Origin of the sequence: Nocardia sp. NPDC051570 (assembly GCF_044454005.1) — a bacterium.
Taxonomy (GTDB): domain Bacteria; phylum Actinomycetota; class Actinomycetes; order Mycobacteriales; family Mycobacteriaceae; genus Nocardia.
On record NZ_JBITDI010000020.1, the window covers coordinates 128,884 to 150,677 of the forward strand.

Sequence of the window (21,794 nt, forward strand, 5' to 3'; positions counted from 1 at the left end):
AGTAGCGTTGTAGAGAGGTGAAGGTCATGAACCGCCGCCGCGCAGCAGCAACCACCACGGTCATCACCGCTGGAATCGTCGTCGCCCTGCTCGCCGTGTCCTCCTCGGGCGCTGCACCGATTCCGCTCGCGCACACCGACGCCCCCGGTTGCGCACCAGTCACCGTCGTCGCGCTGGCCGGCACCACCGAAACGAGCCCTGCTGCCAACCCCGACGTCGCGGCCGGTACGTTCGCCGCAGTCACAGACCCCCTCAAACAGCGACTCGGCAACCGCGTTCGGATCCGATACCCCGGCTACCCGGCAAGCGCCTTCGACAAGGGCCTCACCTATGCCGAATCACGCAAACGCGGAGTCCAGGCCGCTACCGACGAAATCGCCGCAGACGTCCGCTCCTGCCCGAGCACCAAATTCATCCTCGGCGGCTTCAGTCAGGGTGCGCACGCCATCATGGACTTGGCCGTCGACATCGGCCACGGCCGCGGGCCGATCCCCGCCGACAAGGTGCTCGCCGTCGGTACCCTTTCCGACCCGGGGCAAGGCACGCCAGGCGAAGCCCTCGTCGGACCGCCAGTGCAAGGTGTCGGTATCGCCGGACCCCGCCAGGAAGGGGTCGGCGCACTCGCCGGCCGGGTCGCCACGATCTGCCGCAATCAACCCGTCGACCTCTACTGCGCCACCAATCGGGCGAAGGACGGATTCCTCGCCGGACTCGGCAACGTGCTCGGCAACTCCACCGGCGACGGCGGGGATCCCGGATCGAAGATCGGTTCCTCGCTCGTCTCCGACTTCACCGGCGCCGACCTCGGCACCATCCCGTCCAGCGTGTCCACGTTGACCACCCAGCTCGCCAACCCGAACGGCCAGTTCAACCCGCAAGACGTCACCTCGGCCGCATCGAACATCGTCACCTCCCTGCGACCTGTCGCCGACCTCGTGCAATCACTCGCCGGAAACACCGCAGCCTCCCAAATGCTCAGCTCGGCTCCGACAGGGTCCCCTCAAGCCCTCGCGGGTCAGGCCCTGGACACGCTGTCCCACATCGACCTCACCGGAGCGGTGAACACCGCGGCCCGCATCCTGACCACCGCGCAGAACGCCCTCGCAACTCAAGGGGCCAACCCCTCCGCCTCGCCGACCGCATCGGCCGGAGACCTCACCCAATCCGCCAACCAGCTGGCGCAGCAAATGCAGCCGCTGACCACCATGCAGCCCGACGCCCTATCCACCGCCACCGGGATCATGTCGACCCTCCGGCCAGCCACCGTGGTCAACCAACTGCTCAACGCCGCCACCGGCGTCACATCGTTCGCAGCCAACCTCCCCAAGATCCTCGACGATCTATTCGTCCAACTTCCCCAGAAGATCATCGCGCTCGACGTGCAAGGCGCACACCAGATCTGCGGTGACCTCAACAACCTGTTCCAGCCCCTCGTCAAAATGGCCGCAGGAGTCGACCTCGGCTGGGTCGGCCAAATCGTCGGAATGATCCCGGACCCCCAAGGATTCGCGCAGATCGCCTCCGTAATCCTCGGCATCCTCGGCCACGTCGACGTCATCCGGCTCGCCAACGACGTCGGTGCACTCCAAGAAGTCGGCTGGAATGCCCTGCAGGCACTCACATCCGGCCGCCCCATCGACGCCGGACTCGCTCTCACCGGATTGATCGCCCCCGGACTCGACGTCGCCTCCGTTGCATTCGGAGCAGTCACCGGCAACGCCCAAAAGACCGACCCCGCATACCTGGGCCAGCTCAACCCCGCGGCCCATCAATCCGCCGGCGCCCCCACCGCGCAACCCGGACCGGCCGACCTGCCAGGGCTCGCGAAAACCCTCACCGACGCCGCCAACAGCCAAGGCGCACAAGACCTGCAACAGATGGTCTCCCAAGGCCTCGATGCCGCCGCCTTCTACGGCACCAACGCCCACAACCTCTACAACGACTTCATCGTCGACCCCGCTGGCCGTACCGCGCCGCGATGGATGAGCGACTGGTTCGCCCAGCAAGCTGCCAAGGCGGCGCTGTGACCGCACCGCGCGTGAAAACCCTGCGGGCCTGGGCAGCCTGGACCGAGGACGACTATCACAGCCTCGTCGCCGACCTCCGCAACGGCCTCGACCTCGAGACCGCAGCAGCCAATCTCGGCCGCACTCACACCGCGGTCGCCAAACGCCTCGCTTACTTCATTCCGCCGGAAGAGAACATCCCCGTCGACGAACGCGAAAGATGGGTCAGAGACCGGCTGGCCCGCCCTCGATGGGACTGGATGACCGTTGTCCGCGACTGGCAACAGCACAGGCGCGAGGACCTCTGGTCGGTGGCCGACACCCAGGCCGCGACCAAAGCCTGGGCCACGCACACTCCGCTTGCCGAGCTCGCCCAACGGCTCAGCACCTCCGAAACCAGCACCGTCCGCCTGCTCATCCAACTCGGCCTGGCCGAGACCCGAACCGACGTCATCAACCGACTCGGAGCGACGCCCGGTGCCGCACTAGCCCTTCGCGAACAGATGGCCAACGACCGCACGGCTTGCGCAATCTGGATCCTCACCGTCGACGGAGCACTCGGCACCACGAGCCCCCATGGACTCGGCTTCCCGCGCGACGTCACCATCCACGGTAGTCAGAGCGACGCCGAAGAAGAACGCGACCGTCTCCTCACCTGGCACGACCGCGCCCGCCAAGCCCCCGGAGCTGACCCCGCCACGCCGATCGTCTGGTCGATCACCGAACGCAGCCTCGGCGATCACACCATCGGCACCTCCCTCCACGGGCAGCACCCACCCCGGCAGAAGCCACCCGCCCGCCTCACTCGAGCGAACCATCGCCCCAGCCGCCGCCGGAGGAAATCATGACCACCGCCCGTCCGAGGAAGCCCGCCACCATAACCGGACGGGCCACACGCTCAGGAATCGCAGCAGCAGCGCTCGCGGCGACCGCCGTCGCCATTCTGACCCCGACTAAAGCCAACGCGGACACCCCTTGCAGCGCAGTCGATCTCGTGGTCGCCCGTGGCACAGGCGAAGGGGGCGAGCTGGGTGCGGAGGTGGGGGACCCGTTGTTCGCCGCCGTGCGGGCGGCGGCACCGGTGTCGGTCAACGCCTACCGGGTCGATTACTCGGCCAACCTGTCGTTCTCCGTCGGCGCCGGCAGCGCGGACGTCGTCGATCACATCGCCCGCCAGGCGGCCGAGTGCCCTAGCCAGCGATTCGTGCTGGTCGGCTATTCCCAGGGGGCTGCTGTCGTCCACACCGCGCTGGGTAGCGCGCTGACCGATCTCATCCCGGGTGCGACCCGTCTGCCGGACGGACTGGCAAATCGTATCGCCGGAATCGAGTTGTTCGGCGATCTCGGCAACAACCTCGGCGTCGACGTCCCGGGCCGATACGCGGCCCGCACGCGCTCTTTCTGCCGTCCCGGTGATCCGATCTGCTGGCGCGGCGGTCAGAACTGGCCGGCTCACATCGCCTACGGCGACGACATCGCCACCGCGGCGGCGTGGATCACTGATCAAATCCGCTGACCCGTATGGGCATGAACTGTCGGAACCTGCTGGCACACTGAGAATCCCGGCACAGTTGGGCGCGCGACAGCCAGATCGGTGTCCGGCAAGGCTCCAAACGCCCGCGCCGACCACGTTGCAGTTCCTGCCGGGCCGTGATCCGTTCCAGCCCAACTACTCAGGGAGGGGTGTGCTGATGGGAAGACGACGTCGCCGGCGTAGCCGGAGGTCGGACGGTGCCGCGCTGATATTCATGGCGGCAGTCGCGACGCTGGTGGTGGCGCCGCGACTAGCGCACGTGGCCGAGCAGCAGGCCACACTGCTGACAGCCGCCGGGGTATGTGGGCTGCTGGTGGCGATCGGCATCGCGCTGCTGCTGATGTGGCATCGCCGTCGGACCCGGGCTCGCGACGCCGCGCGCGTGCTGGTGGCGTTGCAGCAGAACACGCTGAGCCCCAAGGAGTTCGAGGAGGCACTGGCGGCACTATGCCGACGCGACGGCTGCACCCAAGTCCAGGTAGTCGGTGGCGCAGGCGATCTCGGTGCCGACGTAACCGCACGGGCCCCGGACGGCCGACGGATCGTGCTGCAGGCCAAGCGGTACCGCAACGGCCGCAGCGTGGGCAGTCAGGACGTACAACGGTTCGGCGGAACTGCGCACACCATCCATGGCGCCGACGTGGCGGCAGTGGTAACCACAGCGCATTCGTTCACCACACAGGCCCGGGCATACGCGGCCCAGGCCGGAATCCTGCTCATAGCAGCGAAAGCACTTGCCGCATGGGAGTCACAGACGGGACCAGCCCCCTGGGGACTGACACCGAGCCGGAAGCGTTCACACCGGTGACGGCAATATCCGTGCGCTTGCATGGCTGGATCCTCGATCGTGGCGGTGTCCGATGACCCCGTACCTGGATGCGGTGGTGTACACGGATTCGGTTGGCCACCTTGCCCACCATCACGGTGGCGGGTTTGCCGACACTGTGGCGACGGCCCTGCTTCGCGGGATCGTCTATCACGTGGTGGGGGAGGCGTTCCGCCACGCCACGGTGATGATGTGCCTGGTCGGGCTGGGAGTACTCGTGGTGGCGGGCGTCGTGCTGGTGCGTCGTACCCGGCAGAGAGCGCGGTAGAGAAATGAATCGGTTTCCACGCCCTGCTGCGTCCGGCGGTCTGCACCGCAGGAACTCTCACTGTCGTCGGCTGTCGACCTGTGGTTGCTCGCAGTGCGTCGAGTTCCCCCCGTGGACCGCTATTTCTCGGGCCGTACCGCGGTTTACCGCGAGCGGCACGAGCATCAGTTCTTCCCCCTGCGGGGCTGAACCTCCATTCCTAGGTGCTGGCGATGGAAGCTACTGCGATGACCGGCCACGCGCGTCTGTCTCGGCATAGTCCGCCTGCACCGACGCTGGCGTTCGGGTTCGACGATGATGTCCCGATCGAGCACGACCCGCTCGACCCGCATCCGGAGTATTCGACGCCGCTGGAGCTGGTGGTGCGTCAGGGCCGCATGTCCACCACATCGACACTGTGGCCGCTGTAACGGGCGGGCTCGAAGGTCAGGATCACTGCGGACGCCGAGGTGGCCTCGTGCACCATACTCGCGGTTTCCAGGTCGGCGACCGTTTTGGCACCGGCGCCAGCTGTGCCGATCTCGATTGCGTTGAGCGCCAACGGCAGTACCGAGAGTGGCCCTTCCCGGTCGTACGCCAGCCATGCCAGTTCGCGGGTCTGGGTGGCCAGCTCGGCGCAGGCCGCCGCCAGCGAGACGGCCGGGGTGGCGAGCAGCCGTCCGTCGATCGTCGCCTCGAGCACCACGGACTGGGCTCGGCGGGTCAGATCTCGTTCGTAGGCGATCAGGACGGTGGAATCCAGTAGCAGGACCGCAGCGTTCACGCGGTCCGATCCTGGCGCAGTCCGTCGGCGCGCGCAAGAACGGTCCGCGCGTCACGACGCACCGCGGCGTACTCGGCGGAGTCGGGGTCCACGCCCTGGCGGCGTAGCGCCTGCTCGGCGATCTCGGTGCGCCGCTCGTACGCCTCCCGTGCGCCGGGCAGCAGTGCGTCGAGTTCACGGCGGAGGAGGTCGAGCACGAGCGTGTTGGCGGAGACGCCGTGTTCCAGTGCCGCCCGCTTGAGGAGGTAACGGTCGGTCTCGGACAGGCCGCGCACCGGGAAGTTCGATGACGTCATGACGTCATTATAGGTGCGTAGCGTTCTGCATGCAGGTGGTGAAGGCTATGGTCTCGTCAGCCCCGGGTGCTGGGCTGAGAGGTAATGTCGAGATCCGCGCTCCCGGACAGCTGCAGCCGTGGCGGTGGTCGTATCGCGATTCGCTCCGTACCAACCCCAACTACCGGGATCCGAGAGCGAGATTCTTCGGCACGGTGAACTTCTGCCGTAAGTCCCGGATGCCCGGCGAACGGGTTCCTCAAGCGACGCGCCGACGCGGTCCGCCGAGCCGGCGGTTGACGAACCCCATCTGGGTGGCAGAGACACAGAGAAGGCCCTCGAGTGCGCGTCGGGTCGGCGCTGTGGGCCAACTGATGAGCCCTCGTTCGAGCCGACTGATGTAGTCGGCATCGATCCCGGATGTGACGCCCTGCTCGGCCAAGGCGTGTGCCACCGCCGAGGCCAGCTCTTCCTGCGTCCAGCCGTGGGAAAGGCGAAGGCGGGCGAGCTGTTCGTTGGGTACCCGATCCTGCGCGTCGGCCGCCGCGGTGTCGTTGCGGCGCTGGAGATGTGAGCGAAGGTAGTCCCTCATGGCATCTATCTCCTCGGCATGTGGGAGAGAGTTGCCGTGCGCGGCGCTGTCCGATCTGCGTGCGCCACCCCGATACCGTCTGCCAGCATCGTGGTCAGTTTCCGTTGTGTGGTCATCGTTGACCCTCCGTGCAAACCGTGGCGGACAAATAACCCAGCGACAGGCGCCGGCCGGTGCGCCCCGAACGGGGCGGGGGCGCCGCGGCTCTACGGTGGTTCGGCGGTGAGAGTCAGCGCCTCGGCTAGCACTGTGGCGAGGCCACGGACGCCGGTCGAGCCGAGTTCGCAGTCACTGCTGAGTCCGGTGTCGATGACGTATTTCATCGGGCCGCGCTCGCTGCCAGCGGGGCCGTGGTACTCGCTGAGGAGCACCATGAGGCTGCCGTGGTCGGTGCCGGGGATGGGGAAGGTGTGCCGGTGGACGCGCATCAGCTCGGGGGATGCGATGTCGTCTTCCCAGTCGTGGCCGGGGGGTCGTTCGCACCAGTGTGGGCAGGTCGCCGGCGGCACTGCCGTCTGTCGCATGGTGGCGGGGATGGGGAGAACGGTTGCCCTGTCGGTGGTGACGTGGGTGAGGTCGGTGTTGTGAAAGCCCGCGGCGGTCACGAGGTCCGCCTCCGGCCGGGTGTTGGAAATTCCGGTGCCGGGATGGACGGCTCGGGGTCCCGGTACAGGAGCTCTGGGAGGGATGGGTGGTCGCTGAGGTAGGCGGCGATCACCGGGAATCGGTCCGCGAGCAGGCCCACGAGTTCGAATGCGACGGCCTCGTCCAAGGGATCGCCGGTGAGGTGGATGTAGTCCGGGTCGGTGACCGTCGGGGTCTCACCCAGGTGAACGAATTCCCATGCGAGGTCGCTGGCGGCGTGATGATTTCCGTCGGCGTGGAGCTGGCTGATCCGCTCGATGATGGCGTCGGCGCCGTGTATCTCGGCGATTTCGCGAAGGTCGTGAGGGCTCTGTCGTGTCCTGTCGCTGCTGCCGACCACTGTCGCCGGGGGCACCCGATGCGAGACCGGACGAGTGGAATGAGTGGGCGGTGTCGGGGGAGTCGGTGGCTCCGCCGGATTGCTCGTGCTGTTGCGTCTGGCCGGCTCGGTCGACGGATCGGCCAGTACGGCATGGGAGTTCGTGTGTGGTTCTGCGGTTGTCATCGGTAGCCCCTTGCCCTTGTTCGGCACTGGCTCCGGCGGGTCGCCGGGGCGTCGAGGTCACCGGTACCGGTTAGAGGGAGACCAACCGCTTCTTCCGCTAGCCGTTTCCGGCTATTCGGTTTGCTTGGACGAGGTTACGTCGATCACATACATCTTCGCAACATGTTCGCGATATGATAGTTGCACGTTACATCGATGTTGTGGTTTGAGAGCGGTCGACAGGGCGCCCGAGTGCGTCGTACACCCAGGAGTGGCTGCAGTATGCTGGCCATGTTTCAGCTGGTGGAGCCGTTCCTGTATGGATGTTGTAGGCCCTGCGTAGATCGGAGAGCAGCAAGTGACCGATGGGCATGGCGGTAGCAGCACCACGGGTGACCCCGAACGCTTCGGCGCGATCATGCGTTCCGAGCGCGAAGCGCGCGGCTGGAGCCGCAAGACCCTCCACGACGACCACGACGGCCCGGCGGAGATGACGCAGTACCAGATCGAGATCCTGAGGAAGAAGCGCCCCAAGGGCCCGACCTTCGTCGGCTACGACACGGCCTTCGGGTGGTCGCCTGGCACCGCTGCGCACGTTTTCCACGGCGGGAACCCACCGTCGCGCCAGAACGAGTCGTCCGCGATCGGCGAGGACGTGCAGCAGGAGATCGCGTTCCGGCTGTCCAGTTACTCCCCGGCCGAGCTCAGCCAGGTCCTGGACCTGCTCAAGATCGTGGAAGACATGCGGAAATCGAAGAATCCAGGAGGCGATTGATCACGAACACACCACTGGTTTCCACGCCACCGCACTGGATGCCGGGGCGGTACATGATCCTGCGCCACCGCATCATCGGCCTGTTGCGCCGTCTGCAGGTCGAGCCGTCCGGCGGCGTCCCCGCCATCGTCGACGCCCTGGCCCGGCACGTCGGCCCGATCACCGTCCAACCACACCCCCTGGTCGTTCCCGGATCATTGGCCATCACTGTGCACGACCCCGGCCTGGGTGCGGTGATCTTCGTGCAGGCCATGACGACCGCCGACCATCAGGCCCACCTGCTGCTGCATGAACTCGCGCACCTCATCCTCGGCACCACCGAGGACGTCACTGTCGTGCTGAACGGTCCACGCGCCCTGCGGACCGGCCACTACGGCCAGCCGGAGGAGAAAGACGCGGAGTTCGTCGCCCGGCTCATCAGCACCCGGATCGACTTGCACTGCGGCGCACAACTTCCCGCCCAGGGCGACGAGCGCGCCGAACGGCTGGCCGCGGTGCTGCAAGAGCGGATCGGCTGGTGACACCATGACCTACGACTCGCCCTACAACTTGCCACTGCGCCTCGCCGTGATCGTGCTGATCGGGGCGTGGCGGTGCTGGCAGATGACCCGCCGCAAACCCAGCGCCGAATCGGTGGCCATCACGGTGGCGATCCTGGCCGTCTGCGTGGCCGGGGTCTTCGAAACGCTCGCCGCTGCTCAGGCCCGCTCGGTCGACGGGCGCCCGTACATCAGCGCGTCGCTGCAGGCGTGGGCCTTGGCGGTGATGCTGATCGCGCTGTGTATTTATTACGCGGCGGCCGATGCCACCCGCTGGGCCACGACCTTGATTTACACCGTGTCCGGTATCGGTGCCGTGTCGGCGGTCGCCGTCCTGGTATCCGGGGTCGCCGTGGCGCCCGGTCGCGCACTGTGGGATTTCCAGCACGGCGATACGCTGACCTGGTATTTCTCGAGCGTCTTGTTCTTCCCGGTAGCCACATTTACGGGAGGTTTGCTTGCTGCCCGCGCCGCGCGCCGCGCCACCGGCGCGTTGCGGGTCGCGCTCGGCTTGGCAACGGTCGGCTTGTGGATACTGGCGCTGGATGGGCTGGTCATGCCGTTCGGGTTCTGGGCCGGGCACCGCGTGGCCAGCATCGGTATCGGGCCGCAGGCTGCGCTGGCGCAACCGTTGAAGGCGTTCGTTTTCGTGGGCTTCATCGGTGGCGGCGTGATCACGGTGTGCAGCTGGGCGGCGGTGGCTGTTGCGCACCGCAGCAGACAGCTGCAGGCAATGTGGACCGCCGGACTCGATACCCGCACCATGCGCCGGTTGCGCGATGATCTCAGCACCATCGGTCCGAATCTGACGTTTCCGCGCGTGGGCTGGACTCCTCTGTTGCTGCGGCCGCACACCGCCCGCATGACCGGCCGCATCGAAGTCCGAGATCGACTGGTTACCTTCAGCCCGCGCCTGGCCGAGGAACTTGAACCCACCGACTACCAAGATCCCGACGTCGTCGCGGCGGCCCTGGTTCGTCTGCACCGGGCGGGGGCTCTCTATCAGCCAGACCGACAGGTGGCGGCGGTGCCGATTCTCACCGACCTCGACGCCGACGGCCGGGATCCACTGATTTCACTGGCCCGAAGTTACGCCCGACAAAGCAAGGAGATGATCTGATCATGGCGCAGGAGGTGCCGGCAGTCCCGATTTTCACCCCGCCCGCGGACGATGGCTCGCCCGCTGTTACACGAAATTGAATACCGCACAGGAGGTCTGAATGTCGGACACGACCATCATCGGCGGCGGGATCGCCGGAACCGTCCTCGCCGCCGCGCTGGCCCGCGCCGGACACACCACCACCTTGTTAGAACAGCAACCCGCCGAAACCTCCGGCGGCGGTGGCGCATTCCTGTTCCTGGATGCCCGCGGGCACGAGGCGCTCTACGGGCTCGGCGTCGACCAGACGGCCCTGTTCTCGGCCAGCCACGCCATCGACGGCCTGGACTACACCACCAGCACCGGAATTCATTCCTCGCGCATGGACCGGGGACACCGGTTCTGGTTGCGCCGCAACCTGATCAGCGTCCTGCAAGAGTACCTGGACGGGGCCGACGCGCACGTGCACCACGGTGCCGCCGTCACCGGCATCACCCGCGACGCCGAGGCGCTGCTGCTGCACCGCGACGGCCTCGAGGCCCTGCTCATCACCGACGAGCTGGTGATCGGTGCCGACGGCATCGACTCGGTGGTGCGCGCCGAGGTCGAACCCGAACGTGTCCCCACCTACTCCGGCGACATCGTGCTCTACGGCATGACCGCCGCGCACCTGGAATTGCCCACCACCCCCGATGTGCTGCATTTCTACGCCGAGGTCGCCCCCGGCGGGCCCGCCAGCACGTTCGGGCACGTGTGGAGCCGCGCCGAGGGCACCACTGCCCTGTGGTTCCTGCGCATCCCCCGCGAACCCCTCGAACGCGACGACCTGGGGATGCGTCCGGTCGCCGAATGGAACGCCACCGTGCTCGAGGCCACTCCCAGCAATGGGGCGATCGTGGAAACCCTGCTGGCGCACACCGATTCGGTGCACGTATCCAATGCCAGGGATGTGCTGCTGGACGGCGCGGCCGACCCCGGGAACCGGGTGCTGCTGATCGGCGACGCCGATCACGCCATCACCCCCGCCGCTGGGATCGGCGCGCGCGACGCCCTCGAGGACGCCCACGCTGTCTACCAGGCCATCACCACTGGCGGATCCCCCGCTGCCGCCATGGCCGCGCGCCGGCAGAAGATCCTCACCGACCGGGCCGCCGCGCGGCGGGTCACCCCGCGCCCGCCGAACGCGTCCAGTCGCGCCTGAACAGGGCTCGCCCGAACACATCCACACATGGAGCCGGTAACCGGCATTCGTGATCGGCTGCAATCCTGCGACGGTCTCCGGGCTCCCGATTCCCGGTTGTGGCAGTTTCGCCCAGGGCAGCATCCGGAGATAGTCGACAGGCTGGCCCGTCGACGGATCAAGGTAGGTCCCGGCGCCAATCCCCTTCGCGCCGGGGCCTTTTGCTGTCTCGGGCCGGATCGCTGGAATTCGACGGATCCCCGAACCGCCGTTGTCCCGAACCGCTGATGGCGCGTGACATAAACTGTAGATAATGTCAAGCAGTCGAGTTATGCTCGACAGATCACCGAATCGCCCGGGAGGAGGGCAAATCATGACCGCGGCTGTGCTTTTCGATCTAACCGACCTGCTGCTGCCCTCGACCGCCGCGGACTGGCAGCGTGCCGCGTGCGCGGCCGATCCGGGCCTGGGTGATGCCCTGGTTCCCGTTCCCGTCGCAGGACTTCGCTTACGCGCGGGCGGTGTGCGCGGGCTGCCCGATCCGGGAGGCTTGCGATGCGTTCGCGGCCGAGACCGGCCAGACCGGTGTGTGGGGTGGCCACGAGTACGACCACGGTCGCCTGGTCCGGTGAAAGACCTTGGCCGCCACCAGCTTCCCCCCGGTTGGTGGCGGCCAAGGTGTCCGCGTCCTTGAGTACCGCGATTGGGGCTCGGGTGCTCGTGGCTGTGGTCACGGTCGGGCTCAGCGCGATCCTGAGCTGAGAGGTCCTCTGCGGCGTGGCATAGCAAACCGTTCTCCTAGTCCGGCCCGACATGCAGGATGGTCAGCATGGCTGACACCGCCGATTCCCACACTGCGACCGGCTATATCACCTACAGGCCGCGCTACACCTGTGAGCATCAGGCCGAGGAGCAGATCTCGGTCCGTGACGCGGTGCGCGCGATCCAGCAATGGCTACAGGACTATGAGGCCAGGATCACCGCGGCGATCGAGAGCGGGCGAACCTACTACGTTCACAACAAGATTCACTCCGTCGACTGCCCGAGTCTGAAGCGGGGATTGGTGCCGACAGCCTCGTGGTACTGGGTGGAGGAGACAGACGACCCGGAGGTGATCGGGGAGCGCTACGCGGACATCACCGAGATCGGAGGCGGGTATGCGCCGCATCTTGCGGGCCGTCTTGTCACCCGGGAAGAAGCTGGTCAATCCGCCCTGAAGCGTTGCCGCACATGTGTTCCTGACGTGAATCCTCGCACGGTGGGAAAACGCGCCAAGAAGGTCGCGGGACTCGGTGCCGGGGACCTGGGGCGTCTGCTGAATGGGCATCTCATCGAGTCCATCACCCACGAGCCAGGCGTCGTCATCGTGCGAACGAGCGCCACCTCCCACCGTTTCGACGTGGCCGCGTCCGTGGTTCTCGACACTGCCTCGATCGACCCGGCAGAGGCCGAGGCATCGCCGTAAACGCGCGTAAGTCCGGCACCTGCGTGGCGCGTTCCGCGCACGGGTCATAGCCGGCCGCGGCGTCCGGTGAGCAGAACGATGAACAGCGGTGCGGTGAGGTGTCGTGGCCAGTCGATCTCGGTGATGTCGGGGTCGGCGGTCAACAGCAGCATGGAGTCGACCTGCTCGGTCTCGGCGTAGCGCACGAGCTGTTCCTGGATTCCTTCTTCGGACCACTGGCTCGCCGTCTTGATTTCGACGCCGACCTTGTGCCCGTCGTCGTGGTGAATCAGGAAGTCGATCCGGCTTCCCCGTGCGGCCGAGGATCCCTTCGCCAGTTCCAGCTCGTGGTCGATGGTGACGTCGTTATCGACGCCCGCGTCGCGCCACACCTGCCAGACGAGGTGATGGAACTCTTCTTCGTCGCGATATCGGAAATCGGTGTGGTCCTCGGCGAAAGGATCCACCAGCGGCTGAATGTAGGGCCAGACCGGTGAATCGCTCGTCTGGCCCGGCCGCAGACAGACCTGATGCGCGAAGTATTTGTCGACATAGTCCTGTTCGTCGCCTGCTGCATCTGATGCCATATCGAACCCCCTGCTGGTCGATGCCATACAGGAATCAGGATGCCCTGGGGCACCGACACATTCGGTGTCCCGCAGCGCGATGACAGCCCTGGGAACGCGGCGGTATCGGCCGCGCAGTGGCCGAACCGGATCACATCGCGTCGTCCGGGTCTTGCTCCGGGTGTTCGACCGTTCAGCGTGCCCGGTCGCCGAAGTGACGCTGTCCGGCATGACGAACCCCGCCGCTCGGGCCCGCCCGGTCACCGCACCGGCGCACCGCTACCGGATCGGGTCCCTGTTCACCGGCGTCGGCGGCCTGGACCTTGCGGCGCTGCAACTGTTCCCGGACGCCACGCTCGCATGGCACTGCGAGAACGATGCCGCCGCCCGCGCGGTGCTGGCCCGGCACTGGCCGGATGTGCCGAACCTCGGTGACATCACCGGCGTCGACTGGCGCACGGTGGCGCCGATCGACGTGCTGACGGCCGGTTTCCCCTGCCAGGACGTGTCCAGCGCGGGCCGCCGCCGCGGCCTGGGACCGGGAACCCGCTCGGGCCTGTGGGCCCACGTGGTGGCCGCGATCGACATCCTGCGCCCGGAGTGGGTGCTCATCGAGAATGTGAGAGGACTGCTCCATGCACCCGTTCGCCCGCTGGAACCGCACTCGCGCACTGTGGAAGACCCCCGCCCGGCCGGACGCGCCTTCGGCGCCGTACTCGGCGACCTGGCCGAGCGCGGGATGGATGCGTGCTGGACGGTGCTACGCGCCGCTGACGTCGGCGCTTGCCACCCCCGCGCCCGCGTGTTCGTCCTCGCCTACCCGGCCCGCCCGCAACCGCCACGCTGACCTCGACACCCGCCGGCCGCCTGCGGCCCGCGGAACCGGGTGCTTGCTGCCTACACCTACGGTCGCCGACGCCACCGGCGGGCACCGTTCCCGGTCCGGGCCCCGCTCGGCGGAACAGCTGCTGGCCGGTCTCGCCGCGGCCGCGGTCGAGGGCAAACTGTTGCCGACACCTCGCGCCACCGACGGAACGCACGGCGGCCCGAATCAGCGGGGCAGCTCCGGGGACCTGATGTTGCCGTCGGCGGTGACGCGCATGCTGCCGACCCCGAAGGCCAGCGACGCCCGCCGCGGCAGCAGCGCCGCCGAGCGCCGCCGGAAATCCCCGTCCCTGTCCGCGGTGGACGCCCTGCTGCCCACGCCCACCGCGTGTGACGGCACCGGCGGCGGGGTCCATCCGGATCGTCGAGCCGGACACACCCGCCAGATGGCCGACTACGCACTGCTCGACGGCAGCGCCCGCTGGGGCCGCTACGGTCCGGCCATCGCACGCCAGCAACGACTTTCCCGCCCCGCACCGGATCCGACCGAACCCGGCCGCCACGGCAACCCGCGCCTGGCCGCCGCGTGGAGCGAATGGATGCTCTGGCTGCCCGCGGGATGGGTCACCGCCCCCGATCTCGCGCTGTCGCGGCGAGACCAGCTGCGTCTGCTCGGCAACGCCGTCGTCCCCCCGCAGGCACTGGCGGGCTTCCGGCTGCTCGCCGCGATCCGACCTCACCTGCCGGAGTAGACGGCTCGAGCGGACCGCGCCCCGGGGCGAGTATCAGTCCGCAATCAGTGTGATGGTGAGCTGGTCGCGGGGGATGGCCACCTGTGGCTCGTCGGCGAATTCGAGGGAGACCTCCTGCCAACACCGTTTGCAGCACAGCGTGTAGTCGTGGAAGGTGGCCACGGCCTGGCAGCAAGGTGTGAGCGCGACCAGGGTGGTGCCGGAGCGGATGATCAGGTGGCCGTGCTCGGTGATTCCGACGAATCGGGACTCGATACCTTGTGGCACAAGGGCTTTCCGCATCGTTTGGGTCCTTCGTGTCAGGCGGCCGGTTGGTGACAGGTCCGCCGGGACGGCCGTTTCACGCGGCCGCCGACGGAGAGCGGGATTCGTCGGAGTACTCCGGCATCGTCGCGCCCGGCCTCGACTCGGTCGGCGCATTCACCGCCGCACGACTGCGCCGACAACGACGCCGATTGCGCTGTGCGCCAATGGAAGGTCCACGATCCGGGCTCGCCCGCTTCGGCACTGGTTCGCCCGCAGGCGGCGCACACGGCGTCCTGCCAGCGGTCGCGGTGGATGACCGGCCGGTTCAGGCGATCGCAGGCGAAGCAGTACACGCGCGATTCGGGGGTGATCGGCCTTTCGCCCCGCACGCCGATGCTGCATCCGCAGCAGACGGTGACGTAGTCGGGATGCAGGTCTTCGGCGGCGACTTCGGTCATGCCGCATCGGCAGATGACGTTGCCGGTGAGCGGGTGCGCGGCGAACCGGTGGACATGGGGTGCGGGGGAGTGCGGTGAGGTGATGGACATCGGAGTGGGCTCCTCGGTCGAAGTGTAGGGATGCTCCTGGTCGTCGGCCCACGCTAGCTCGAATGTCATGACAAATACAAGAAGAATGGTCAGGCAATTCTGAAGCGGACCGCCATAAGGTAAGCGTGACGATAAGTTTTGTATTTGTCATATCGTGAAGGTAGTGTCGAAGTCCCAGCAAACCCCGCGAGGAGGGCAGTATGAGCGTCACGTTCTACGTCGCCGGCCAGCACGGTGACCCGCGGGTGGCGGACCTCGAGGTCAACGTCCACGACGGCAACGCGGCCGACTTGTTGGTCCTGCTGGGCTACCGCCGCCCCGCCGGCGCGGCGGTTCCCAGACCGCAGGAGCCCGCCGAGATGACCGGTGAAGCACAGGCGGAGAACTTCCTCGGCCGCGTCTTGATCGCCGCGGCCCTCTACCCCGACAACGCGGCCCAGCCCGCCCGCAGTCCGATCAGGGTCACCGCCCGCCGAGAAGGCCACGTGGCGATGCGGCTGCGCAACCTCGAGCGGCTGGCCCGCTACTGCCTCGACATCGAAGCCGACATCGCCTGGGCCTGACCGGCACGGAAGGCGGAATCCCGAATGGAACTCGATTACGGAACACAGGTCTTCCGCAGCGACGACGCCGCGCGGCTGGGCCGGATCGTCGCAGTGCCCATCGACGCGGCTTCGGACTGCTACGGCGTGGAATGGCCCGACGGTGCGGTGGAAACCCCTTGCCGGGCAACAACTGACCCCATGCACACTGACCGCACTGTCGACATCAGCGAAGTCGAGATCCCGATCGCAGCACCCGGATCCTGCGAGCACACTTTCACCGTCTGCGCGGACTGCCACGGCCAGTGGGCCGGGGACTACCTGTTCCTGAGCTCCTGGCCCCGTGACTGGTCACCCCGGCCGGACTGCACCGACGTGTCCCGGTAATTCGGATCCGGCACCCGCGACCTCCACTGATCAGCGGTGTGTGCGTGCTCAGGTGGTCGCGACCAGGTATTTGGTCTCGGTCCGCCAGCGGTACTTGGACGGGTGCCCGTCGGGAAGCTCCGCGGACTCGACCCACGCGAAGTCGCCTTCGATCTCGAGTACCCGGAACGTGGAGACACCGTCCGCGACCAACAGCACTAAATCTTTCTTCTCCACCTCGCCAGCGTAGCCGGAAGAACCGACTGATCAGTCTCACGGCGTGCCGACCGCGCCGCGGCCGTCACGGCGATGATGGGTTTTTACGCGGATTCGTCGAGCCGGAATTCGCTCCATACGGCTGCGGCGTGCTCGTGTGAGTCGACACCGGCGTTGAATGATTCGGCGAGTGCGTCGTAGTTGGGTTCGTCGAAGCCGGTGGTGTCGAGGAATTTGGGCTGGTACACGCCGAAGCCTTCGGGATCGGGTTGCGGCCGGTAGGGGACGGCCAGCTGTAGGGATCGCCGGGGGGAGAGGTATTCCACGGCGTCGACGAGGAGGGCGTCGACTCGGCCGGTTTCGAGGTGGAGGTAGGCGTCGGTGACGAGCACTGCGCGGGCCCATTCGTCGCGTCCGGTCGCCAGGGCTGCTCGGCCGGCGTGTGCGCTGTCGGCGAGGTCGTCGAACAGGAACCGTTCCATGCCGCGTGTGCCGTCGTGCTGTTCGTATCCGAGTATGGGTATCAGCGTTGCGCCATCGGATACGCTCCAGATCCCGTGGGCGGCGCAGAATCCCGCAATCGAGGCAATCGCGTACATGGCAGCCCAGGGTAGCGCTCCGGTGTGTCGATGCCGGGGGACTGTTCGTGGCCTTCGGCCGGTGGACTCCCGTCGTTTCCCGGTATGAGTACGGCGTCTCGGGAAGGATTGTGTCGGTGGACAATAGAGAGCCTGACATGGTGGTCGTCGGCTATGCCCGGTTGTTCGGTGATCTGTTGGACGAGGATGTTCTCGCCGAGCTGCGGAAGGTGGGCGACTCCCCGGACAATCAGTGGGGCGCGATCTTCATCTACGACCGGGATCCGGACGGCACCCGCACGAAATGGACGTTGATGACCGCCGATGTCGCCTATGCGGAAATGCTGGCATCCCAGGCCGGTCGCGTCGAGCTGTCTGCCCCGATCCTTCGGGAGCGGTTCCCCGCGTACCAGCGGGGCTGGATCATCGACGACGAAGATCATGGCCGTCCCGAGGGTGATAGCCGGTAGCTCCGCGCGGCGGTGGAATCACTCTTCGGCGCTGAGCCGATTCCAAAGATCACCGCTGGCTCGAGCGAGAAGATCGTCGGCGCCGGTATGCGCGCTGTCGGCAGGCGTTGCAGCAGTAGCGTCGCGGCCTGCCCAGGTCTGCTAGGCCGAAGACTCGCTCAGCGCGAAGTTCGCATGGACACTCAGCGCAAGCAGGACGACCGCGGGGCTCGGTCCAACCGTGGTGAGCGCACTCGATGAGCGGCTCTGGTTCGGATGCGTCGCTCACAGCGAGTTGGAGCCGGGCCAGGCCCCGGATGAGTTCCTCCGTGAGGTCTTCGCTTCGACGCAGGTACTCCTGCTGCAAGAAAGTAAGGCTGTTGAGCAACTCTCGGGCGAGCATGGGGTCGCTCACCGCGAGCTGCTCCAGAAAGACGCTCACGGACTCCGCAGTGGTCGGCTCGAGTTCGGGACGGTTGCTCCGCCACTCCTGCAGCGCTCTGGTGAGGACAGCGCTGAACGTAGCCGTGTCGACCGAGTCCAGGGCGCGATTCTCTACCGAGTAGCGATGGGGCTGTCGCCGGTTCACTCCAGCTCTTCCGGATTGTCCTGTTTCCGATCTTCCAGGGCCGCGCGACCTTCCACGTCGGCGGCATCGTCATCATCCGCTCCAGCGAGGCCGCGGAACCCGAAGCTGGCCGCGAACGCCGTGAAGATCTTCGGGATATCGCAGCGATCTGCCCGGCACAGAGCTATGGCCGTCACGGTGACCACGGCTGTAGCGAGGATCAGCAACGGCCACAGGCCGGTCGCCGCCAAGGATGCGACGACGTCCAGGACTCGGGTGGTAGACAAGGCGCGCCTCCGGGCACAAAAAAGGCCCTCGGCACGGCGCCGAGGGCTGAGTGGATGCGATCAGGGTGGTGAAACGAAAAAAGCCCCAGCCGATCCGGCTGAGGCTCCGAAGGACACATTGGCCCTCCCGATAGAGCATGCTACCGCATCGCCCAGACAGACCATGCCTGACCGACTCGCCAGGTCAGACCCCCTGTGGATAAGGCGCGGATACTTTCGTAACGCTCTAATCGGATGCGTTTGTTGTGGAGGGCCGGTCTCTCCGGGGCAATCGGGGAGACCGGCCGGGGTCGAGTGTGTCCGGACGTGGTGGACGTTCCTCGGTAAGGAGATCTCGACGTTCGCAACTATGGCTGTCCGGGGTGTGCGTTGGAAAGCAAGCCCGGACGGATCCGGACACCCGAGTGTGGTGCTGGTGTCCGTAGTTGCGTTGTGGCACAGGTGTTTTGATGTGTTGCTGCTTCTGGGTTGAAGTCATGGGATTTGGTGGGGTTGCCACGTGTTGCCGCCATTGCGGTGGAGTCCATGGAGCGCGGCGTGAATTGTGCCGTTGTGCGGGGGGATTCGGTGGCTGCCGGGTGTGGTGGTGGTCGAGACTGGACCGGAGTTCGGCGGTTCCGGGCCGGGCCTGTGGTGGAGGGCAAACCACGACAGGCTGTGAAGCGGCGGGAGGTGGCGGGCTTTGGTTGGTCAGTCCGGACGTATTCGACGAGAAAGTGAGTTCCTCGATGTTCAACGGTTTCTCTTTGCTGCCCGTGACCGGGTTCCGTACCGGTCCCGCGTCGCGCGGGCGCCACCGTCATGTAGAGGTGATCGTGCTGCGCATCTGGGCGTTCGTGGCGATGGCCGGGGCCGTGGTGCTGTTCACCGGGGGCGGTGCGGATCTGGCGAGGGCCGCGGCAGTGGTGGCCGCGCTGGGCGCGGCGGCGGCGCAGTTGACCGCGTTGGTGCCGGCCGCCCACCCCGGGACGCCGCGGTAGGGCGAGCGAGATGGTGGTGTCGCTGGCCGGTGCGGATCCGATGGCGGCACTGGCTGCGCGCGCTCGTGCGTTGCGGGAGGCGGAGGGGATCAGCCAGCGTGAGCTGGGTCGTCGTATCTTCTTGAGCCATACCGTGGTGAACAACGTGGAGTGCGCGCGGTGGCCGGTGTCGTGGCGGGCGGTGGAGGCGTTCGTGCGGGGGTGCGCGCCGGAGGCCGATTGCGCTGTGTGGGAGCAGATGTGGCGCGAGGCGGATCGGGCTTATCGAGCACGCCTCAGTGCCGCAGCTGCCGCGACCCCGGCCTCGCCTCCGCGGGCGGTGGGAAAGGTGAGGAAGAGGCCGGTACGGCGGAAGGTCGTGCTGCGGCCGCCGGAGGCCTATCGCCGTAAGTTTTATGCGCCGCTGCCACGTGAGGTCGCCAGCGTGGACACCTACGTCGCCGCGCTGGGGCGGCTGCGCGCATCGGCGGGTAATCCGTCCTTCCGCCAGATCGCTGCGCGTTCGGCGGCGAAGTCGGCGCTGCAGATCGGTGTGTCTGCCTATGCGGATCCGGTGGGCCGCTCGACTTTGCACGACCTGTTCAAGCCGGGCCGGGTGGACTTGCACTGGGGAGCGGTGTGCGCGTTTCTGATTGGTTGCGGGCTCGATGCCGAGGAGATCGAGTACTGGCAGCTGCTGTTGTTCTCCCGACTTCCGTATCGGTCGCGCAGGGAACCGCTACGGCTGACCAGGCCGCACGACCCTCCGCCGGAGGTCGAGCTGGCCGGGGTGGACTCGGCTTCGGCGTTCGTCGACGCGCTGCGGCGGTTGGCGAAGGCCTCGGGCCGCGCGGCTGAGCAGATCGTCGACCGGGCTAGGTGCCATGCGGGCACTCGGATCTACGGCCGCTCGGCGGTATTCGGGCGGTTCCGCCGCGCGAATACCGTGGGAGTGCTGCCCGAGCGTGCGATCGTGGAAGGCTTCCTGCGGGGCTGCTACTGCGCGAGCGAGGGCACCTTCCACGGAGGGCGCTTGTTCGTCGATTGCGTGCCCGACTGCAGCGCGGATCGCATCGCACCCTGGCTCAGGCTCTACGACCGCCTCACGGATCGCGACTAGGCTGCCCCTCGGCCCCCCTGATCTAGTGCGGTTTCAGCTCGTTATATACGGGGCAGTAGATGTCGATGGCGCCGTTGAGGAACACTCGGGCTGCGTCGGGGTTCATGTTGGCTTGGATAGTCAGGATCGATACTTGCAGGTTGTAGTCGCTGGTCGCTCCGAGATCGCTGCATACCTCGCGCGCGATGTCACGCATGTGGGCCCGCTGCTCTGGGGGGTTGCCGTGCTGCGTCAGAAACTGGTCCATCCGATCATCGGGGCTTGCCGGCTCGGCTGGTTGTTCGGTCGTCGATGCGGCGGCACTGCTTTCGTGCTTGGTGAGGGACGCATCGGCTCGGCTTGTGTTGTAGCTGGAGACCGTGTTGTTCAAGAGCGCGATCGCGCCGACGCTTCCACTGATGCCAAGGACGGCGATAGCTATGTGCCGCTTGTTGATTCGGCTCATGGTGACCTCGGAAGGCGCCGGGGAGATATCCGCCGATGATCATGCGGACGATTCACTCATTTTATACGGTGGCGATCCCAGCTATGGACTGGAAGGGGTGAGCGATCTCACCAGTACCAACCCCCCGTCACAGGCGCAAACGTGCACTCGTGCCCCTCCAGAGTTCCTGGCAGTCGCAGAGGACGGCAGTCCAAGGCGGGGGGCTTTCAGTTCAGGATCTCGGCGCAGATCCCGACCGCCAATCCAATGATGGTGATAGCGATCCCGATGAATGCCCACCGGAGGTCCTTGACGCTGCGGGTTTCGAGCTCACCCTGGAACTCGACGAGCATTTCTCCAGCGACGCGGCTGATGTTCTCACTGGTGAGATCAGGTTTGCCGGCGGTAGAGAGCTGTGTCCTTTCGACTCTGTCGAGATCCCGGCTCAGCTCGTTGATGGCATCGAGCAGCCGCCCAAGATGATCCGTGGGATCGGGGAGCAGGACGTACTGCTTGAGGACCGTGGCGGTGGAGCTGACAGTGATCGTGTCATGCGCGCCGATGGGGACCGGGTCGCCGTGGCCTCTGAGAAGGGAAAGAATCTTTGTGATCAGTGCTCGGTACATCTTCTCGGCTCGCTGGCCGGCCCGCTTCCAGGCCAATGCCAATCCAAGCGCCGTGAGGAATGCACCTATCAGCTCGATGATGTGCCCGGCGATCGCCATACCGACAACATTAGGAGGCGGGCACCGCTCAGCTGGCGAGGTGTCTGTAGATCGTGGGGCGGGTGACGCCGAACTCGGCAGCATTCCGTGCCCGACGCGCGGTCCACTATGCGCTTCTTCTGTCATACCAGCACGGCGATCGCTGCTGCGAGCATCGCCTGATAAGAGAAGCTGTCTCGTTGTGGGACGTGGT

The 21,794-nt window shown here is 66.8% G+C and carries 31 protein-coding genes and 1 pseudogene; 19 read left to right on the forward strand and 13 right to left on the reverse strand.

Going from position 1 to position 21,794, the window contains the following annotated elements; translation table 11 throughout:
- The first annotated feature begins 26 nt into the window (after positions 1–26).
- The 6 genes from ACIA76_RS36530 to ACIA76_RS36555 all read left to right on the forward strand — a co-directional run bounded on the left by ACIA76_RS36530 (position 27) and on the right by ACIA76_RS36555 (position 5,044).
- Positions 27–2,027, forward strand: coding sequence for a cutinase family protein (locus ACIA76_RS36530; RefSeq protein WP_397158825.1), 2,001 nt, complete (start codon positions 27–29; stop codon positions 2,025–2,027).
- Positions 2,024–2,854, forward strand: a complete 831-nt coding sequence (locus tag ACIA76_RS36535) for a hypothetical protein (RefSeq protein WP_397158827.1) — start codon at positions 2,024–2,026, stop codon at positions 2,852–2,854. Before ACIA76_RS36530 ends, ACIA76_RS36535 begins: the two co-directional genes overlap by 4 nt.
- Positions 2,851–3,522, forward strand: a complete 672-nt coding sequence (locus tag ACIA76_RS36540) for a cutinase family protein (protein WP_397158829.1) — start codon at positions 2,851–2,853, stop codon at positions 3,520–3,522. The genes ACIA76_RS36535 and ACIA76_RS36540 overlap by 4 nt, the downstream gene beginning before the upstream one ends.
- 232 nt (positions 3,523–3,754) lie before the next feature.
- On the forward strand, positions 3,755–4,348 hold the full coding sequence (locus ACIA76_RS36545; protein WP_397158831.1) for a restriction endonuclease: 594 nt from the start codon (positions 3,755–3,757) through the stop codon (positions 4,346–4,348).
- A 52-nt stretch (positions 4,349–4,400) separates the two neighbouring features.
- Positions 4,401–4,634: a hypothetical protein gene (locus tag ACIA76_RS36550; RefSeq protein ID WP_397158833.1), complete on the forward strand. Its 234-nt coding sequence runs from the start codon at positions 4,401–4,403 to the stop codon at positions 4,632–4,634.
- Positions 4,635–4,846: 212 nt separating this feature from the next.
- On the forward strand, positions 4,847–5,044 hold the full coding sequence (locus tag ACIA76_RS36555) for a hypothetical protein (protein WP_397158835.1): 198 nt from the start codon (positions 4,847–4,849) through the stop codon (positions 5,042–5,044).
- Here the strand turns inward: ACIA76_RS36555 and ACIA76_RS36560 are convergent.
- From ACIA76_RS36560 to ACIA76_RS36580, 5 genes are all read right to left on the reverse strand, one after another.
- On the reverse strand, positions 5,002–5,397 hold the full coding sequence (locus ACIA76_RS36560; RefSeq protein ID WP_397158837.1) for a hypothetical protein: 396 nt from the start codon (positions 5,395–5,397) through the stop codon (positions 5,002–5,004). The genes ACIA76_RS36555 and ACIA76_RS36560 overlap by 43 nt on opposite strands.
- Positions 5,394–5,693: a hypothetical protein gene (locus ACIA76_RS36565; RefSeq protein ID WP_397158840.1), complete on the reverse strand. Its 300-nt coding sequence runs from the start codon at positions 5,691–5,693 to the stop codon at positions 5,394–5,396. Before ACIA76_RS36565 ends, ACIA76_RS36560 begins: the two co-directional genes overlap by 4 nt.
- A gap of 238 nt (positions 5,694–5,931) precedes the next feature.
- Positions 5,932–6,264, reverse strand: coding sequence for a multiprotein-bridging factor 1 family protein (locus ACIA76_RS36570; RefSeq protein ID WP_397158842.1), 333 nt, complete (start codon positions 6,262–6,264; stop codon positions 5,932–5,934).
- A 206-nt stretch (positions 6,265–6,470) separates the two neighbouring features.
- Positions 6,471–6,869, reverse strand: a complete 399-nt coding sequence (locus ACIA76_RS36575) for a hypothetical protein (protein WP_397158844.1) — start codon at positions 6,867–6,869, stop codon at positions 6,471–6,473.
- A complete protein-coding gene (locus tag ACIA76_RS36580; RefSeq protein WP_397158846.1) occupies positions 6,866–7,249 on the reverse strand; it encodes a hypothetical protein in 384 nt (127 codons plus the stop codon). The genes ACIA76_RS36575 and ACIA76_RS36580 overlap by 4 nt, the downstream gene beginning before the upstream one ends.
- Positions 7,250–7,751: 502 nt before the next feature.
- On the opposite strand from ACIA76_RS36580, the gene ACIA76_RS36585 reads away from it, so the two are divergent.
- From ACIA76_RS36585 to ACIA76_RS36610, 6 genes and pseudogenes are all read left to right on the forward strand, one after another.
- On the forward strand, positions 7,752–8,168 hold the full coding sequence (locus ACIA76_RS36585; protein ID WP_397158848.1) for a hypothetical protein: 417 nt from the start codon (positions 7,752–7,754) through the stop codon (positions 8,166–8,168).
- The gene (locus ACIA76_RS36590) at positions 8,165–8,689 is read left to right on the forward strand and encodes a hypothetical protein (RefSeq protein WP_397158850.1); all 525 of its coding nucleotides are present in this window, start codon (positions 8,165–8,167) and stop codon (positions 8,687–8,689) included. Before ACIA76_RS36585 ends, ACIA76_RS36590 begins: the two co-directional genes overlap by 4 nt.
- A gap of 4 nt (positions 8,690–8,693) precedes the next feature.
- On the forward strand, positions 8,694–9,827 hold the full coding sequence (locus tag ACIA76_RS36595) for a hypothetical protein (protein ID WP_397158852.1): 1,134 nt from the start codon (positions 8,694–8,696) through the stop codon (positions 9,825–9,827).
- A 100-nt stretch (positions 9,828–9,927) separates the two neighbouring features.
- Positions 9,928–11,007, forward strand: a complete 1,080-nt coding sequence (locus ACIA76_RS36600; protein WP_397158855.1) for an FAD-dependent oxidoreductase — start codon at positions 9,928–9,930, stop codon at positions 11,005–11,007.
- A gap of 352 nt (positions 11,008–11,359) precedes the next feature.
- Positions 11,360–11,618, forward strand: a pseudogene (locus tag ACIA76_RS36605) (WhiB family transcriptional regulator).
- A 197-nt stretch (positions 11,619–11,815) separates the two neighbouring features.
- Positions 11,816–12,451: a hypothetical protein gene (locus ACIA76_RS36610; RefSeq protein WP_397158857.1), complete on the forward strand. Its 636-nt coding sequence runs from the start codon at positions 11,816–11,818 to the stop codon at positions 12,449–12,451.
- A 44-nt stretch (positions 12,452–12,495) separates the two neighbouring features.
- On the opposite strand, the gene ACIA76_RS36615 is transcribed toward ACIA76_RS36610, so the two are convergent.
- Positions 12,496–13,017, reverse strand: a complete 522-nt coding sequence (locus tag ACIA76_RS36615; protein ID WP_397158859.1) for a hypothetical protein — start codon at positions 13,015–13,017, stop codon at positions 12,496–12,498.
- Between the two features lie 208 nt (positions 13,018–13,225).
- Here ACIA76_RS36615 and ACIA76_RS36620 point away from each other — a divergent pair, with 208 nt between their 5' ends.
- Together ACIA76_RS36620 and ACIA76_RS36625 are read left to right on the forward strand one after the other, a co-directional pair.
- Positions 13,226–13,843: a DNA cytosine methyltransferase gene (locus tag ACIA76_RS36620; protein WP_397158861.1), complete on the forward strand. Its 618-nt coding sequence runs from the start codon at positions 13,226–13,228 to the stop codon at positions 13,841–13,843.
- Positions 13,844–13,886: 43 nt separating this feature from the next.
- Positions 13,887–14,573, forward strand: coding sequence for a hypothetical protein (locus ACIA76_RS36625; RefSeq protein WP_397158863.1), 687 nt, complete (start codon positions 13,887–13,889; stop codon positions 14,571–14,573).
- Between the two features lie 33 nt (positions 14,574–14,606).
- Here the strand turns inward: ACIA76_RS36625 and ACIA76_RS36630 are convergent, their stop codons facing one another.
- Positions 14,607–14,855: a hypothetical protein gene (locus ACIA76_RS36630; RefSeq protein ID WP_397158865.1), complete on the reverse strand. Its 249-nt coding sequence runs from the start codon at positions 14,853–14,855 to the stop codon at positions 14,607–14,609.
- Between the two features lie 17 nt (positions 14,856–14,872).
- Positions 14,873–15,436, reverse strand: coding sequence for a hypothetical protein (locus ACIA76_RS36635; protein ID WP_397158867.1), 564 nt, complete (start codon positions 15,434–15,436; stop codon positions 14,873–14,875).
- A 131-nt stretch (positions 15,437–15,567) separates the two neighbouring features.
- Here ACIA76_RS36635 and ACIA76_RS36640 point away from each other — a divergent pair, with 131 nt between their 5' ends.
- Positions 15,568–15,930 carry a hypothetical protein gene (locus ACIA76_RS36640; RefSeq protein ID WP_397158869.1) on the forward strand — a complete coding sequence of 121 codons (363 nt, stop codon included), beginning with the start codon at positions 15,568–15,570 and terminating at the stop codon, positions 15,928–15,930.
- Positions 15,931–15,954: 24 nt separating this feature from the next.
- Positions 15,955–16,296, forward strand: coding sequence for a hypothetical protein (locus tag ACIA76_RS36645; protein WP_397158871.1), 342 nt, complete (start codon positions 15,955–15,957; stop codon positions 16,294–16,296).
- A gap of 48 nt (positions 16,297–16,344) precedes the next feature.
- Here the strand turns inward: ACIA76_RS36645 and ACIA76_RS36650 are convergent, their stop codons facing one another.
- Both ACIA76_RS36650 and ACIA76_RS36655 read right to left on the reverse strand, forming a co-directional pair.
- Positions 16,345–16,512, reverse strand: coding sequence for a hypothetical protein (locus tag ACIA76_RS36650; RefSeq protein WP_397158872.1), 168 nt, complete (start codon positions 16,510–16,512; stop codon positions 16,345–16,347).
- 83 nt (positions 16,513–16,595) lie between these two features.
- Complete coding sequence (locus tag ACIA76_RS36655; protein ID WP_397158874.1) at positions 16,596–17,090, reverse strand: hypothetical protein; 495 nt, start codon at positions 17,088–17,090, stop codon at positions 16,596–16,598.
- A gap of 116 nt (positions 17,091–17,206) precedes the next feature.
- Here ACIA76_RS36655 and ACIA76_RS36660 point away from each other — a divergent pair, with 116 nt between their 5' ends.
- Positions 17,207–17,539, forward strand: coding sequence for a hypothetical protein (locus tag ACIA76_RS36660; protein WP_397158876.1), 333 nt, complete (start codon positions 17,207–17,209; stop codon positions 17,537–17,539).
- Positions 17,540–18,103: 564 nt separating this feature from the next.
- On the opposite strand, the gene ACIA76_RS36665 is transcribed toward ACIA76_RS36660, so the two are convergent.
- On the reverse strand, positions 18,104–18,373 hold the full coding sequence (locus ACIA76_RS36665; RefSeq protein WP_397158878.1) for a hypothetical protein: 270 nt from the start codon (positions 18,371–18,373) through the stop codon (positions 18,104–18,106).
- A 686-nt stretch (positions 18,374–19,059) separates the two neighbouring features.
- On the opposite strand from ACIA76_RS36665, the gene ACIA76_RS36670 reads away from it, so the two are divergent.
- Both ACIA76_RS36670 and ACIA76_RS36675 read left to right on the forward strand, forming a co-directional pair.
- Positions 19,060–19,353: a hypothetical protein gene (locus ACIA76_RS36670; protein WP_397158880.1), complete on the forward strand. Its 294-nt coding sequence runs from the start codon at positions 19,060–19,062 to the stop codon at positions 19,351–19,353.
- Positions 19,354–19,363: 10 nt separating this feature from the next.
- On the forward strand, positions 19,364–20,452 hold the full coding sequence (locus tag ACIA76_RS36675; RefSeq protein WP_397158882.1) for a helix-turn-helix domain-containing protein: 1,089 nt from the start codon (positions 19,364–19,366) through the stop codon (positions 20,450–20,452).
- Between the two features lie 22 nt (positions 20,453–20,474).
- Here the strand turns inward: ACIA76_RS36675 and ACIA76_RS36680 are convergent, their stop codons facing one another.
- Together ACIA76_RS36680 and ACIA76_RS36685 are read right to left on the reverse strand one after the other, a co-directional pair.
- Entirely contained in the window at positions 20,475–20,897 is a 423-nt protein-coding gene (locus tag ACIA76_RS36680) for a DUF732 domain-containing protein (RefSeq protein WP_397158884.1), read from the reverse strand.
- 206 nt (positions 20,898–21,103) lie between these two features.
- Entirely contained in the window at positions 21,104–21,601 is a 498-nt protein-coding gene (locus tag ACIA76_RS36685; RefSeq protein WP_397158885.1) for a hypothetical protein, read from the reverse strand.
- Positions 21,602–21,794: the final 193 nt, after the last annotated feature.

Bases quoted from the DNA above. Each gene is read 5' to 3' on its own strand.
- ACIA76_RS36530 (WP_397158825.1), top strand. From the start codon at position 27: ATGAACCGCCGCCGCGCAGCAGCAACCACCACGGTCATCACCGCTGGA.
- ACIA76_RS36540 (WP_397158829.1), top strand. From the start codon at position 2,851: ATGACCACCGCCCGTCCGAGGAAGCCCGCCACCATAACCGGACGGGCC.
- ACIA76_RS36545 (WP_397158831.1), top strand. From the start codon at position 3,755: ATGGCGGCAGTCGCGACGCTGGTGGTGGCGCCGCGACTAGCGCACGTG.
- ACIA76_RS36550 (WP_397158833.1), top strand. From the start codon at position 4,401: ATGACCCCGTACCTGGATGCGGTGGTGTACACGGATTCGGTTGGCCAC.
- ACIA76_RS36555 (WP_397158835.1), top strand. From the start codon at position 4,847: ATGGAAGCTACTGCGATGACCGGCCACGCGCGTCTGTCTCGGCATAGT.
- ACIA76_RS36565 (WP_397158840.1), bottom strand. From the start codon at position 5,693: ATGACGTCATCGAACTTCCCGGTGCGCGGCCTGTCCGAGACCGACCGT.
- ACIA76_RS36570 (WP_397158842.1), bottom strand. From the start codon at position 6,264: ATGAGGGACTACCTTCGCTCACATCTCCAGCGCCGCAACGACACCGCG.
- ACIA76_RS36595 (WP_397158852.1), top strand. From the start codon at position 8,694: ATGACCTACGACTCGCCCTACAACTTGCCACTGCGCCTCGCCGTGATC.
- ACIA76_RS36600 (WP_397158855.1), top strand. From the start codon at position 9,928: ATGTCGGACACGACCATCATCGGCGGCGGGATCGCCGGAACCGTCCTC.
- ACIA76_RS36610 (WP_397158857.1), top strand. From the start codon at position 11,816: ATGGCTGACACCGCCGATTCCCACACTGCGACCGGCTATATCACCTAC.
- ACIA76_RS36615 (WP_397158859.1), bottom strand. From the start codon at position 13,017: ATGGCATCAGATGCAGCAGGCGACGAACAGGACTATGTCGACAAATAC.
- ACIA76_RS36620 (WP_397158861.1), top strand. From the start codon at position 13,226: ATGACGAACCCCGCCGCTCGGGCCCGCCCGGTCACCGCACCGGCGCAC.
- ACIA76_RS36630 (WP_397158865.1), bottom strand. From the start codon at position 14,855: ATGCGGAAAGCCCTTGTGCCACAAGGTATCGAGTCCCGATTCGTCGGA.
- ACIA76_RS36635 (WP_397158867.1), bottom strand. From the start codon at position 15,436: ATGACATTCGAGCTAGCGTGGGCCGACGACCAGGAGCATCCCTACACT.
- ACIA76_RS36640 (WP_397158869.1), top strand. From the start codon at position 15,568: ATGAGCGTCACGTTCTACGTCGCCGGCCAGCACGGTGACCCGCGGGTG.
- ACIA76_RS36645 (WP_397158871.1), top strand. From the start codon at position 15,955: ATGGAACTCGATTACGGAACACAGGTCTTCCGCAGCGACGACGCCGCG.
- ACIA76_RS36655 (WP_397158874.1), bottom strand. From the start codon at position 17,090: ATGTACGCGATTGCCTCGATTGCGGGATTCTGCGCCGCCCACGGGATC.
- ACIA76_RS36675 (WP_397158882.1), top strand. From the start codon at position 19,364: ATGGTGGTGTCGCTGGCCGGTGCGGATCCGATGGCGGCACTGGCTGCG.
- ACIA76_RS36680 (WP_397158884.1), bottom strand. From the start codon at position 20,897: ATGAGCCGAATCAACAAGCGGCACATAGCTATCGCCGTCCTTGGCATC.
- ACIA76_RS36685 (WP_397158885.1), bottom strand. From the start codon at position 21,601: ATGGCGATCGCCGGGCACATCATCGAGCTGATAGGTGCATTCCTCACG.